General features: G+C 66.3%; 10 protein-coding genes. 5 read left to right on the plus strand and 5 right to left on the minus strand.

Going from position 1 to position 13,214, the window contains the following annotated elements; genetic code table 11:
- Positions 1 to 7 precede the first annotated feature (7 nt).
- The 3 genes from kdpA to QWL29_RS23425 all read right to left on the minus strand — a co-directional run bounded on the left by kdpA (position 8) and on the right by QWL29_RS23425 (position 2,783).
- Positions 8 to 1,738 carry a potassium-transporting ATPase subunit KdpA gene (kdpA, locus tag QWL29_RS23415; protein ID WP_305825260.1) on the minus strand — a complete coding sequence of 577 codons (1,731 nt, stop codon included), beginning with the start codon at positions 1,736 to 1,738 and terminating at the stop codon, positions 8 to 10.
- The gene (locus QWL29_RS23420; RefSeq protein WP_305825261.1) at positions 1,738 to 1,842 is read right to left on the minus strand and encodes a potassium-transporting ATPase subunit F; all 105 of its coding nucleotides are present in this window, start codon (positions 1,840 to 1,842) and stop codon (positions 1,738 to 1,740) included. Before QWL29_RS23420 ends, kdpA begins: the two co-directional genes overlap by 1 nt.
- A gap of 191 nt (positions 1,843 to 2,033) precedes the next feature.
- Complete coding sequence (locus tag QWL29_RS23425; protein WP_305825262.1) at positions 2,034 to 2,783, minus strand: TorF family putative porin; 750 nt, start codon at positions 2,781 to 2,783, stop codon at positions 2,034 to 2,036.
- A gap of 307 nt (positions 2,784 to 3,090) precedes the next feature.
- On the opposite strand from QWL29_RS23425, the gene QWL29_RS26860 reads away from it, so the two are divergent.
- Complete coding sequence (locus QWL29_RS26860; RefSeq protein ID WP_305825263.1) at positions 3,091 to 4,653, plus strand: sensor histidine kinase; 1,563 nt, start codon at positions 3,091 to 3,093, stop codon at positions 4,651 to 4,653.
- 188 nt (positions 4,654 to 4,841) lie between these two features.
- Positions 4,842 to 7,253 carry a catalase gene (locus tag QWL29_RS23435; RefSeq protein ID WP_305825264.1) on the plus strand — a complete coding sequence of 804 codons (2,412 nt, stop codon included), beginning with the start codon at positions 4,842 to 4,844 and terminating at the stop codon, positions 7,251 to 7,253.
- Between the two features lie 57 nt (positions 7,254 to 7,310).
- On the opposite strand, the gene QWL29_RS23440 is transcribed toward QWL29_RS23435, so the two are convergent.
- Positions 7,311 to 8,069: a ZIP family metal transporter gene (locus QWL29_RS23440; RefSeq protein ID WP_305825265.1), complete on the minus strand. Its 759-nt coding sequence runs from the start codon at positions 8,067 to 8,069 to the stop codon at positions 7,311 to 7,313.
- 134 nt (positions 8,070 to 8,203) lie between these two features.
- On the opposite strand from QWL29_RS23440, the gene QWL29_RS23445 reads away from it, so the two are divergent.
- The 3 genes from QWL29_RS23445 to QWL29_RS23455 all read left to right on the plus strand — a co-directional run bounded on the left by QWL29_RS23445 (position 8,204) and on the right by QWL29_RS23455 (position 12,121).
- Entirely contained in the window at positions 8,204 to 9,589 is a 1,386-nt protein-coding gene (locus QWL29_RS23445; RefSeq protein WP_305825266.1) for a metallophosphoesterase family protein, read from the plus strand.
- A 218-nt stretch (positions 9,590 to 9,807) separates the two neighbouring features.
- On the plus strand, positions 9,808 to 10,992 hold the full coding sequence (locus QWL29_RS23450) for a cation:proton antiporter (RefSeq protein WP_305825267.1): 1,185 nt from the start codon (positions 9,808 to 9,810) through the stop codon (positions 10,990 to 10,992).
- A 1-nt stretch (position 10,993) separates the two neighbouring features.
- Complete coding sequence (locus QWL29_RS23455; protein ID WP_305825268.1) at positions 10,994 to 12,121, plus strand: YbdK family carboxylate-amine ligase; 1,128 nt, start codon at positions 10,994 to 10,996, stop codon at positions 12,119 to 12,121.
- Between the two features lie 844 nt (positions 12,122 to 12,965).
- Here the strand turns inward: QWL29_RS23455 and QWL29_RS23460 are convergent.
- Positions 12,966 to 13,214: hypothetical protein (locus QWL29_RS23460; protein ID WP_305825269.1), on the minus strand; the 249-nt coding region annotated here is incomplete at its 5' end.

The raw sequence follows: 13,214 nt of genomic DNA on the forward strand, positions 1-13,214 counted from the left end.
AGATGGTTCAGCGGGCGAACAGCTGCAGGTGTTCTGCAACCGGGCCAAGGGCAAGCGCGGGCACGTAGTTCAGCACCCCGACCAGCACCACGATGGACACCAGCAGGAACACGAACATCGGGCCGTGGGTCGGCAGGGTGCCGGCGGTGGCGTTCAGGCGCTGCTTGGCGGCCAGCGAACCGGCAATCGCCAGCACTGGCACGATCACGGCAAAGCGCCCGAACCACATGGCGATCGCCAGCATGGTGTTGTAGAAGGGCGTATTCGCCGACAGCCCGGCAAAGGCGCTGCCGTTGTTGTTGGCGGCCGAGGTGAAGGCGTACAGCACTTCGCTGAAGCCGTGCGCGCCGGGATTGGCAAGGCCGGCCTTGCCGACGTCGGCCACCACCGCAATCGCGGTCCCGGCCAGCACCAGCACCGGTACCGCCAGGATCACCATGGCGGCCATCTTCATCTCGAAGGCCCCGATCTTCTTGCCCAGGTATTCCGGCGTACGGCCGATCATCAGGCCGGCCACGAACACGGCCAGGATGGCGAACACCAGCATGCCGTACAGGCCCGAGCCAACGCCGCCGAACACCACTTCGCCCAGCTGCATCAGCACCAGCGGCACCATGCCGCCCAAGGGCAGGAAGGAATCGTGCATGGCGTTCACCGCACCGCAGGAGGCAGCGGTGGTGACGGCCGCGAACAGGCTGCTGGCGGCGACGCCGAAGCGCACTTCCTTGCCTTCCATGTTGCCGCCGGCCTGCAGGCTGCTGACGGCCTGGTCGACGCCGAGCGCCTGCAGTACCGGGTTGGCCTGCTGCTCGAATCCAGCAAGCGCCACCGCGCCGAGCACGAACAGCAGCGTCATGGCAGCCAGCACGGCCCAGCCCTGGCGCCGGTCGTTCACGATGCGCCCGAAGGTGAAGCACAGCGCCGCCGGGATCAGGAAGATCGCCAGCATCTGCGCGAAATTGGCCAGCGCGGTCGGGTTCTCGAAGGGATGGGCCGAGTTGGCGTTGAAGAAGCCGCCGCCATTCGTGCCGAGCAGCTTGATGGCTTCCTGCGAGGCGACGGGACCCATGGCCAGCAACTGGCTGCCGGCGCCTGCATTGGCGTCGATCAGCGCCACTTCCTTATATGCCTCGAAGTTCTGGATCACGCCCTGGCTGACCAGGAACAGCGCGAACAGCAGCGACAGCGGCAGCAGTACGTACAGGGTCGAACGGGTGAGGTCGACCCAGAAGTTGCCGATGGCGCCACTGGAGCGCGCGCTGAAGGCGCGCATCAGGGCAAAGGCGACGGCGATGCCGGTGGCGGCGGAGAAGAAGTTCTGGCCGGCCAGGACCAGCATCTGACTCAGGTAACTCATGGTCTGTTCGCCGCCGTAGCCTTGCCAGTTGGTGTTGGCGACAAAGCTGACGGCGGTGTTGAACGAGGAATCCGGCGAGACGCCCGGCAGGGCCTGCGGGTTCAGCGGCAGCATGCCTTGCAGGCGCTGGACGCCATAGGTGAACAGGGCGCCGACGCCGTTGAAGAGCAGGAGCGCGACCGCGTAGCCGCGCCAGCCCTGGTCCTGCGCGGCGGCGGGGCCGGCGGCGCGGTACAGCAGGCGTTCGGCCGGCGCCAGCAGGCGCATGCCCGGCACCGCCTCGCGCCCGGCGACGTGGGCCATGAACAGGCCCAGCGGCCAGGCCAGGGTCAGCAGTACAAGCAAGAAGGCTGCGAGCAGCAGCATCGATTGGGTCGTCATCACAGGTCCTCCGCTTTCAGGAGCGCGTAGACCAGGTAGACGAGCAGGGCGCCGGCCAGCACTCCGGCACCTAGATATAAGCTGTTAGCTGCGAGGCCGCTCATTTGCCGCCCTCCAGGCGCGCGCACAGCGCCGCCAGGGCGCAGCACAGCGCCGTAAAGCCGCCCAGCGCGGCAATGAAGATCACATCCATGGATAACCCTCGGGTTGTTCTTGTTGTAGGAAGCGTAAGACGGGCCGTCTCAAGATGGGGTAAAGACCTGGCCCGCCGGTGTAAAGGAAATGTAAAAACGGTTCAGAAGGTGCGGCCGACGCTCAAGACCAGCGCCCGCTTGCCGAGGAACTGGCCGTCCGCTGGCGAGGCGTAGGCGCTGCGGCCGGCATTCGTGCCGACGGCGGCCAGGGTCACCGTGGCAATGCCGAAGTCGTGGGCCACGGCGGCCTTCCAGTCGGTGTAGCTGGACGCGCTTACGTGGCGCACGCGCTGGCGCCCGGCGTGCAGGTTGATCGTGGTTTTGTCGCCGGCTGCCAGGTTCAGGTTCAGGTCGAGGTAGCCGCTGCCATGGGAATCCGGCACGCCGAACAGGTTGGTCAGGCTGTGCGAATACTTCAGGGTGGCGACGCCGTAACCAAGCTGGGCGTAGGCTTCCGCGGTATTCGCGTTGTCGAACCCGCTGACCTTCGACAGACCGTTCGACGGGTAGACGTAGCCGAGCAGGCCGGCGTCGTAACTGACGCCGCCACCCAGCTCGCCGCGCCGGCCGCCATACAGGTCGGCCTCGATGCTGCCCGAGCCGCCGGCGTCGCGGGTCCAGGTAATCGACGAGGCCCAGGCGCCGGCGTACCAGCCGGAGGCCGCGGCGTAGTCGGCGCCCAGTTGGACGGCCGGCTGCAGGCGGGTTTGCGAGATGCCGCGGTAGCGGTAGTCGGAGGTGAGGGCGGCATTCGCGCTGAGGGTGGAGTCGGTGGCGTCGGCTGCGTGGGCGGCGCCGGCGAGGCTGGACAGGACGGTGGACAGGGCGGCTGCCAGGAGGGTGATCTTCATGGGTCTCTTTCGGACGGACGGTCGAACCCGCCGGAACGGTCCGGCGGGCGCATCAAAACAGCCCGGCCAGCTTATCGGCGGCCCCGTAAAGATGGTCTAAAAAGGCTCGCGCACAGAATAAAGACCCCATCAATACGGGAAAGCCGCACACAAGCTCTTCCCCCTTCAGGATCGCTTAATAGTAAGCTGATAACATTGCCCGGATTAATGCCGAGCCGGCTCCCAGCGCCCGCGCTTTCTCCCACGCACGCCAAAAGGCACACAAGGACGACCTCCGAAAGTGGACCGAATGATCTCCAGTTCCGTAGTGCCCAAATCTGCCGCCCTGCTGTGCGTTGCGATCGCGCTGGCGAATGCGGGCGGCTGGCTGTTCGATCTGCCCCTGCTGATTTCGATCCGCCCTTCGCTGCCGAAGATGGTGCCGGCCAGCGCGCTGCTGGTCTTCCTCGCCGCCGTCAGCCTGGCTTGCCAGGCGCGCCGGCGCCCGCTGCGCTTTGCCGCCCTGGCCAGTGGCGCGGCAGTGACGCTGAGCGCCCTGGTGATGCTGCTCGGGCACCTGTCCGGGCTGCCCGTGGGGCCGCTGCTGGCCAGCGCGCTCGGCACCCAGAGCGCGGCCAGCCTGTCGTCGCTGTTCTCGTCGGCGCTGTACACGGCGCTCGGCGCGGCGCTGGTGCTGACGGTCCTGCGCCGCTGGACCGTCGGCGCGCAGTCGATGGCGATGGGCGTGTTCCTGGTCTCGCTGCTGAACGCCGGCGGCTATTTTTTCCGCGATACCTTCCTGTTCCAGGTGCTGCCGGGCCAGGGCGTCGCGATACCGACCACGATTGCGGCGATGGCCCTGGCGACCGGTATTTTGTTCCTGCGTCCGCGGCTGGGCATCATGGCCGCCGTCACCGGCCGCACGCCGGCAATCCGCATCGCGCGCCGCCTGCTGCTGGCGGCCATCGGCGTGCCGCTGCTGCTCGGTGTCGCCGTCACGCTCGCCCTCGACGCCGGCCTGTACGACGCCGGCACCGCACTGCCGCTGCTGGTATGGGGCACGATCGTGGCGTTCACCGTGATCATCTGGCGCCTCTGCCTGCAGCTGCACGCGGTCGAACGGGCGCGCCAGCGTGCCGAGGCCGGACTGCGCCGCACCATGCAGGAGCTGCACGACGCCGATGGCCGCAAGGACGTGTTCCTCGCCACGCTCGCGCACGAGCTGCGCAACCCGCTGGCGCCGATCAAGGCCACCGCCCAGCTGCTGGGCCGGGTGGGCGCCAGCGACAACGCGCAATTGCAGCGCATGAGCGGCATCATCGAGCGCCAGGTCGACCACCTGGTGACCCTGGTCGAGGATTTGATGGATGTGTCGCGCGTGCGCAGCGGCCAGATCGCGCTGGAACGCGCGCCGGTCGACCTGCACGCCGTGATCGGCGCCGCCCACGAGCAGGTGCGGCCGCTGATCGAACGCCGCAACCACGCCTGCCGCATCGACGCCGACCTGCAGGCGGTCTGGGTGCTGGGCGACGGCAAGCGCCTGGTGCAGGTGCTGGTCAACCTGATGAACAACGCCGCCAAGTACACGCCGCCCGGCGGGCAATTGCGCGTGACCCTGCGCGCGGACGCCGGCCAGGCCAGGCTGGCGGTGCATGACAACGGCGCCGGCATCGCGCCCGCGCTGCTGCCGCGCGTGTTCGAGATGTTCACTCAGGCCGAACTGACGCCGGAGCGCGCGGAAGGCGGCCTGGGCATGGGCCTGGCCCTGGTCAAGCGCCTGACCGAAATGCAGGGCGGCAGCGTGCGCGCCGACAGCGCCGGGGCAGGGTGCGGCAGTACATTTACGGTAACGCTGCCACTCGCCAACGCAACTAGTGCGAAGCCCGGTTGACCTCCAGCCTACCTATCAGTTCCCTCTGCACGATCACTCTGCTTGATTGAGATCAAAGTACAGGTCGAACAGCAAAAGCAGACTCGTCAATTGAGCGCCAGCTTTTCCCGCATCTTGCCTTACGTCACACATAGGCCGATGCGGGGTTTGTGCGCCATCTATCCGACAATCAATTGATGAGGTAACCCATGGCCACACGCAAGAAGAACGGGGCGCTCGACGGCGCCGGCTCCATCCTCAGCACCATTGCAGGACCTGCGGACGCGAAGCCGCCGTCCAGCCTGGGCGCCAAGACGCCCGAAAGCGAGCGCCTGCTGGACAAGGTGGTAGCCGACATGGCGCTGGCCGCCGAGATGCCCTTCAACCCGACCAAGCAACTCGAATACGGCGAGGATGCCTGGCAGCCGCACGAAGGCGCGCGCCACACGCCCTCGACGCCGCTGGCCACGGCTAGCACCACCACCGAGGACATCGCCTCGCCCAAGACCGGCGACGGCACGCCCGGGATCGGCCAGAACCCATTGAACGGCCCGCTGGACCGGGTGCGCGTGGACGACAGCGGCCGCGCACTCACCACCAACCAGGGCGTGAAGGTCGGGAACAACCAGGACTCGCTGAAGATCGGCCTGCGCGGCCCGACGGCGCTGGAAGATTTCATTTTGCGCGAAAAAATCACCCATTTCGACCATGAGCGCATTCCGGAACGGGTGGTGCATGCGCGCGGATCGGGTGCGCATGGCTACTTCGAGAACTACCAGGATTTATCGGGCATCACGCGCGCCGCGCCGTTTGCGAAAGCGGGCAAGAAGACGCCGGTGTTCGTGCGCTTTTCCACCGTGGCCGGCTCGCGCGGCTCCGCCGACACCGTGCGCGACGTGCGCGGCTTCGCCACCAAGTTCTATACCGACGAAGGCATCTGGGACCTGGTCGGGAATAACATCCCGGTGTTCTTCATCCAGGACGCGATGAAGTTCCCCGACATCATCCACGCGGTGAAGCCCGAGCCGCACAACGAGATCCCGCAAGCTTCCAGCGCGCACGACACCTTCTACGATTTCGCCGGTCTCTCGCCCGAAATCTTCCACATGCTGATGTGGGTCCAGTCCGACCGCGCGATTCCGCGCAGCTACCGCATGATGCAGGGCTTCGGCGTGCACACCTTCCGCCTCATCAACGCCGCCGGCGAGTCGCGCTTCGTGAAGTTCCACTGGACGCCGCTGCAAGGGACGCACTCGCTGGTCTGGGACGAAGCCGTGAAGCTGGCCGGCGCCGACCCGGACTACCACCGGCGCGATTTGTGGGAAGCCATCGAGGCCGGCCACTTCCCGGAATGGGAACTCGGCTTGCAGGTGTTTACCGAACGGGAAGCGGCGGCATTCGGCGTGTTCGACGTGCTCGACGCCACCAAGCTGGTGCCCGAGGAACTGGCGCCGGTACGCGCGGTGGGGCGCCTGGTCCTGGACCGCAATCCGGACAACTTCTTTGCCGAGACCGAGCAGGTGGCCTTTTGCACGGCCCACGTCATCCCCGGCATCGACTTCACCAACGACCCGCTGCTGCAGGGACGCATCCACTCCTACGTCGATACCCAGCTGACGCGCCTGGGCGGCCCGAACTTCCACGAAATCCCGATCAATTCGCCGGTCGCCCAGGTGCACAACAACGGGCGCGACGGCTTCCACCGCCAGGCCGTCAACCGCGGCCGCGTTGCCTACGAGCCGAATTCGCTGGCCGGGGGCTGTCCGTTCCAGGCCGGGGCGCGCGGCTTCAACAGCTATCCGGAACCGGCCGAGGGCAGCAAGGTGCGCGGAAAACCCGAGCTGTTCGCCGAACACTATGGCCAGGCGCGCCTGTTCTGGAACAGCCAGACGCCGGTCGAGCAGGCCCACATCATCAACGCCTACCGCTTCGAGCTGACGCGGGTGCAGACGCCGGCTGTGCGCGAGCGCATCGTGGCCGGCCTGGTGAACGTCGACCCGGCGCTGGCGCAGGCAGTGGCGAGCCAGCTCGGCATCCCGGTCCCGAGTCCGCTGCCGCGCGCCACCGAGCTGCCGGTGCCGGACTACCAGGCTTCGGCGCCGCTGTCGCTGTTCGCGCGGCCCGGCAAGACCGGCATCCGCACGCGCCGCATCGCGATCCTGGTGGCGGCCGGCGTCGATGGCGACACGGTGCGCGAGCTGTACGCCGCGCTGCTGAAGGAGGGCGCCCAGCCGCGCCTGGTCGGCCAGCGCCTGGGCAAGGCCGAGTCGACCAATGGGCATCCGCTCGACATCGAGATCACGCTGGAGACCGGGCCGGCGGTGCTGTACGACGCCCTGGTCCTGCCGCCCGGCGATGCTGCCATGCTGGCCCTCAGCCGCGACGGCCGCGCCCTCGAATTCGTGCGCGAGCAGTACCGCCACCTGAAGCCGATCCTGGCGCTGGGGAACGGCGCCGGGCTGCTGCAGGCGGCCGGGATTCCGCCCCGGCTGCCGGACGGCAGCGAGGACTGGGGGCTGATCCTGGGAGAAGGCGCGCCGGCGGCGGCGTTTGCGGCCTTCAAGGCGGCGATCGTGCGGCACCGGGTGTATGCGCGGGAGACGGATCCGCCGCGGGTGTGAATGCCTTGCCGTGTTCGAGGGCATCGGCGTGCTCCGGGACAGGCGGTGCCGACCCGGTCAGCCGCCCATCTTGCTGAGCGCGAACGCCGACAGGAAGCCCGCCACCGTGATCAGGCCCGCAAAATCGTGCGCCTCCTGGAAGGCCTCGGGAATCATCGTATCGGCCAGCATCGCCAGGATTGCCCCGGCCGCCACCGCGGTCGTCGCCGCCACCACCTCGTTCGAAAATCCCTCGAACACCGTGTACCCGATCAGCGCCGACACGCCCGAAGCCAGTGCGATCCCGCCCCAGATGCCGAAGATGTAGCCTGCCGAGCGCCCCGCCTTTTTCATGCCGGCCGCGCTCGACAGGCCCTCGGGCACGTTGGACAGGAAGATCGCCGCCACCGCCACCATGCTGACCTTGCCGCCGCCCAGCATCGACAGGCCGATGACGATGGATTCTGGAATGCCGTCGAGCAGGGCGCCGACGGCGATCGCCGCGCCGCTGCCGCCTTCGTCGGACTTGGCCTGCTGGTCGCCCGAGCGCTTGCGGTGGCGTGCGCCGCGGTGCGAGAGCCACCAATTGGCCAGGGTGTAGACCGCCGCGCCGCCGAGGAAGCCGAGCGCAGTGGCCGTGAAGCCGCCGGTATGAAAGGCTTCTTCCATCAATTCGAAGGAGAGGGCGGAGATCAGGACGCCGCTGCCGAAGGCCATGATGGCGGCGATCAGGCGCGGCGGGACCGCGAACTTGTAGCCGGCGAAGGCGCCCAGCAGCAGGGCGCCCCCGGCAACCAGGCCCCAGAAGCCGGCTTGCAGCCAGACGGGAATGCTCAAATGGATCTCCATTGTTGTGTTTGTTGAAATGGTACTACGGAGCGCGGCGGGGGCGGTGTCCGGGTGCGCGCTTTCATCGGCGCGTCATACGGCTGTGCTACATTCGGGGCTTTTGCAGGAAAGGCAGCCCGACCTTGTTCCCCTCTTCACGACTTGCGGCGCTGGCCGCCGCATCCATCCTGGCCGGCTGCGCGGCCTACACGCCCGCGCCATCCCATACCGAATCCGCCTTCGTCCTGATTGGCGAGAATGGCCAGGCCATCGCGCGCGTGATCACAGCCGCGCAAGCCTGTCCGCCGCTGCAGGTCGACGGCCACCTGATGCCGATGCGCGTGCGCGTGCCGTATTCCAGCATCCCGGCGCGCGCTGGCCAAGTGCACACGCCGCCATCGAGCGCGGTGCTGACCTGCGAAGCGCCAATCCCTGCGGGCAGCTTCACGGCGCAGGTGGACGGCAAGCGGCTGCCGGTTCCAAAAGCCGAACCGCACCGCATCGTGGTCATCGGCGACACCGGCTGCCGCCTGAAGGGTAAGGACTTCCAGGACTGTAACGATCCGAAGTCATTCCCGTTCTCCACGGTTGCCGCCAGCGCCGCTGCCTTCAAGCCGGACCTGGTGATCCACGTCGGCGACTACCACTACCGCGAAGACCCGTGTCCGAGCGATCGTCCCGGCTGCGCCGGCAGCCCCTACGGCTATGGCTTTGACGCCTGGGCCGCCGACTTCTTCACGCCGGCCAGGACCCTGCTGGCCGCGGCGCCCTGGGTCGTCGCGCGCGGCAACCACGAGAACTGCACGCGCGCCGGGCAGGGCTGGTGGCGCTACCTCGATCCGCGTCCGTTCGAGACCGGCCGCGACTGCGACAAGCCGGAAAACGACGCCACCGGCGACTACAGCGACCCGTACGCCGTGCCGCTCGGCGGCGGCGCGCAGCTGATCGTCTTTGACACCGCCAATACGAACTGGAAAGGCCTGCCGAAGACCGACGTGCGGCGCGCTCGCTATGCCGACACCTACCGCAAGGTCGAGGCCCTGGCGAAGGTTGCGCAGTACAACATCGGCGTCGACCACCATCCGCTGTTCGCCTTCGGCGCCAACCGCGACGCCCAGACCGGCGAGATCACCCTGTTCGGCGGCGACAAGGGCCTGCTCGACGCCTTTGGCGACGTCGATCCGGGCTACTTCCCGCGCTCGGTGAGCATGCTGCTGTCGGGCCACGTGCACCTGTGGGAGCAGACCAGCTTCTCGACGCCACACCCGACCCAGTTCGTGGCCGGCTTCTCCGGCACCGCCGAGGACATCGTGCCGCTGCCCGCCAGTGTGGCGCCCGGCCAGACGCCGGCCCCGGGCGCCATTGTGGAAACGATGAGCTCGTGGATCGACGGTTTCGGCTTCATGACCATGGAGCGCACCGGCCCGGATGCGTGGCGGGTGCTGGTGATGGACCGCGACGGCAAGCAGCGCAACAGCTGCACCGTGAAAGGCCGCAAGTCGCAATGCGAGGTGGCACAAGTAAAATAGTGGTAAGTACATTTACCCAAATATAATTGCCAGTAGAATATTTCTCAGGCAATATAGAGCCCATCGGGAGCCGCCGCGATGGCGGGCTTGCGATCAGCGATGAGGCGTACAACACGTTTCTTTTGGGCCCCCGGGCACCCCGGGGGCCGTTTTTCGCGGGAGGCCCACCGCCCGGTGGTGCACGTCGCACTCCCGTCCTGCCTGGAGGATCACGACGCATGCTCGACTATTCCGACCTCGGTCTCCAACTCGCCTGGCCTTTGGCCATGACGCTCGCCTGGATGGCCGGCGAACTGGTCTACCGCTGGACCGCGCTGCCGCGCATCGCCGTCTACGGCCTGGCCGGCTTCGTGTTCGGCAACCTGGCCGCCGGCTACCTGCCGCCCTCGGAAGCCAAGAACTTCATGTGGCTCGCGAATCTCGGCTTCGGCCTGATCCTGTTCGAGCTCGGCTACCGCATCAACCTGCGCTGGCTGAAGAACAATCCCTGGATCGTCGTCACCTCGCTGCTGGAAGCGATCTGCACCTTCGGCGCCGTCTACCTGGTCGCGTCCTGGTTCGGCATGGAGCGCCTGCCCGCCGCGCTGACTGCCTCGCTGGCGATGTCGAGTTCCCCGGCCGGCCTGCTGCGCGTGCTGAACGAGCAGGGCGCTTCCGGCCAGGTGACGGAACGGGCCATGCACCTGACCGCCCTGAACTGCGTGATGGCGGTCTTCACCTTCAACATCGTGGTCGGCATCGGCGTGTTCCAGACCTCGGGCGACCTGACCCACGCGGCCGGCAGCAGCGCGCTGGTGCTGGTGGCGTCGAGCGGCCTCGGTGCGCTGTTCGGCGCCCTGGTGCCGTTCTGGCTGCGCATCATCGACGCCTCGCGCGACGCCACCCTGGCGTTTGCCCTGGCCGTGGTGCTGCTGGTGGCGATCACCTCGGTGCTGCCGCTGTCGCCGGTGCTGGCGGCATTGACCTTCGGCCTGGTGGCGCGCCACCGCCGCATCGCGCTCAGCCCGGCCCAGCGCAACTTCGGCGTGCTGGGCGATTTGCTGACCGTGCTGATGTTCTTTTTTGTCGCCACCAAGGTGGAGATCGAGCAGATCGGCGGCGGCCTGGCCCTGGGCCTGCTGCTGGTGGCGGTGCGTGCGGTCGTGAAGGTCGGTATCTGCACTGCGTTCGCGCGCGTCTCGGGCATTTCGGCGCGCAAGGGCGCGCTATCCGGCCTGGCGCTCACGCCAATGGCGGTGTTCGCCATCCTGCTGATGGAGCAGACGCGCTGGATCGGCGTCGATCTGTTCAACAGCCTGGCGCCGCTGGCGGCGGTCATGCTGCTGCTGGATGTGGCGGGCCCGATCCTCACGCAACGCGCCGTCATCTGGGCCAACGAAACCCGCGCCGGAAAGGAAATCTGACATGGCACTTGAAAAATTCGCCCAATCCCAGCCACTCACCATGGGCGTGGAGCTGGAACTGCAGCTGGTCAGCCTGTCGGACTTCGACCTGGTGGCCGCTTCGCCGGACATGCTGGAACTGCTCGGCCGCGCGCCATTCCCGGGCAACGTCACGCCCGAGATCACCGAGAGCATGATCGAGATTAATTCGAGCGTGCACACCCACCACGGCGAGCTGCTGAAGGAATTACGCGAGATCCGCGACACCCTGCTGCGCGCCGGCGACCGCCTGAACGTGGGCGTGTGCGGCGGCGGCACCCATCCGTTCCAGCAGTGGTCGCAGCGGAAGATCTTTTCCAAGCCGCGCTTCCGCGAAGTGTCGGCGCTGTACGGCTACCTGGCCAAGCAGTTCACGGTGTTCGGCCAGCACGTGCACATCGGCTGCGGTTCGGGCGACGAGGCGCTGTTCCTGCTGCATGCGCTGAACCGCTACATCCCGCATTTCATCGCGCTATCGAGCTCGTCGCCCTTCCTGCAGGGCAGCGACACCCAGTTCAATTCGGCGCGCCTGAATTCGGTGTTCGCCTTCCCGCTGTCGGGCCGCGCGCCCTTCCTGCTCAGTTGGGAAGCGTTCGAGCGCGACTACTTCACGCGCATGGAAAACACCGGCATCGTGCGCAGCATGAAGGACTTTTACTGGGACCTGCGGCCGAAGCCGGAATACGGCACGATCGAGCTGCGCGTCTGCGACACGCCGCTCACGGTGGAACGCGCCGCCGCGCTGGCCTGCTACCTGCAGGCGCTGTGCCGGCACCTGCTGGAACGCAACGAACCGCCGCCGCAGGAAGACGACTACCTGGTCTACAACTACAACCGTTTCCAGGCCTGCCGCTTCGGGCTGGACGGGACCCTGGTGCACCCGCAGACCCACGAGACGATCTCGCTGCGCGAAGACATCCTCACCACGCTACGCCACCTGGAACCGCATGCCAGGGCGCTGGGTAGCGAAGCGGCGCTCGAGCACCTGTACAACGAGACCCATACCGGCAGCGATGCCGCCTTTTTGCGCGCGGCGCACGAGGAAGCGGGCAGCACCGAGGGCATTGTCGATGCGGCGCTGCGCCGCTTCCGCGAGGATTTTCCGGTGTAGGGGATAAGAATGAAAGCGCCTGACAAAGCCTCTCGACCTATCACCAACAGATGAGCGAGCAGGCAAGCGGCAGAAGCGCTTGGTGCATGCCTGCTCGCTCGCTGCTCATGCCGAATGCACAATTTGCGGGAGCGGCGCAGTCATTCCAAGGTTCGTTCGACGGCCCAACGCCACCGTCGAGCCTTTCAATGGTGTTTGGTTCCGAGTTCGCCGCGATCGGTCGAGTTTCGCCCCTTTGCTCGCCTCCGGCAGGAGCCGGTACGCTGGCAGCGTCAACGCAATCCCGATCCCACATGATCTGGTCGTGCTCTTGGACCCGTCGAAGTATCGCCTCAGGATACGCTGCCAAACGCCGGCTAGCATCCATTCGTGAAGGCGACGCCAGCAAGTGATGTCACTGCCGCAGCCCCAGCCGCGTTCGCGCCTTCTTGGTGCTCGAACGGAGCCTTCGTACCACCACTATCGACGATCGCTGACGTTCAGTTAAATCCGATCTATGGTTTGCATCGGCATTCAGTAGGTCCCCGACTGCCCATGCCAGCAGTCTGAGTTAACGGATATACATGCATAAGATAACCCCTCTTGCCAAGCGCTGAACAGGTTTGGGTGCATGCCTCTTGCTTACTTGGAATTAGCTTGGCTAAGTAATGAACGGCACCAAAAGCGATTATGACGATGGTGCAAAGCTTGATAAACGCGCGGTTTCCTTGCTTCTTGATCTGCTCGAAATCGTCGCTAATGGTCTTCTCCAGTAGTTCGCAGGGAGGTAGGCCTTGGATGTTCGCTTCTGGCCGAACGCAGTCAACTTACGAGTGACTTACCAACGGATTACAGCCATACCTTCTTACTCTTGGTTTGGTTTTTTCTGAAAACTAATGCCATCAGGGTCTAGATCCCGGTGTTCGCGAACAACTGGAAGCTGAAGTTTGAACCAGAGGTGTCCCATCATGTCACCGAGGCCACGTAAGTGCTCAGTTCGCTCGTTTTTCGGCAGCGTATGAATAATGGCGTCTGCTTCATTCATGACCTCGCCTATGCGCTTGTAAACAGGGCAGTCTCTAAAACCAAGTGCAACACTCTTTCCTGTAGAGTG

It is taken from the genome of Massilia brevitalea, assembly GCF_030711405.1.
GTDB classification, from domain to species: Bacteria; Pseudomonadota; Gammaproteobacteria; order Burkholderiales; family Burkholderiaceae_D; genus Telluria; species Telluria brevitalea.

Bases quoted from the DNA above. Each gene is read 5' to 3' on its own strand.
- QWL29_RS23435 (WP_305825264.1), top strand. From the start codon at position 4,842: ATGGCCACACGCAAGAAGAACGGGGCGCTCGACGGCGCCGGCTCCATC.
- QWL29_RS23450 (WP_305825267.1), top strand. From the start codon at position 9,808: ATGCTCGACTATTCCGACCTCGGTCTCCAACTCGCCTGGCCTTTGGCC.
- QWL29_RS23420 (WP_305825261.1), bottom strand. From the start codon at position 1,842: ATGAGCGGCCTCGCAGCTAACAGCTTATATCTAGGTGCCGGAGTGCTG.
- QWL29_RS23425 (WP_305825262.1), bottom strand. From the start codon at position 2,783: ATGAAGATCACCCTCCTGGCAGCCGCCCTGTCCACCGTCCTGTCCAGC.
- kdpA (WP_305825260.1), bottom strand. From the start codon at position 1,738: ATGACGACCCAATCGATGCTGCTGCTCGCAGCCTTCTTGCTTGTACTG.
- QWL29_RS23455 (WP_305825268.1), top strand. From the start codon at position 10,994: ATGGCACTTGAAAAATTCGCCCAATCCCAGCCACTCACCATGGGCGTG.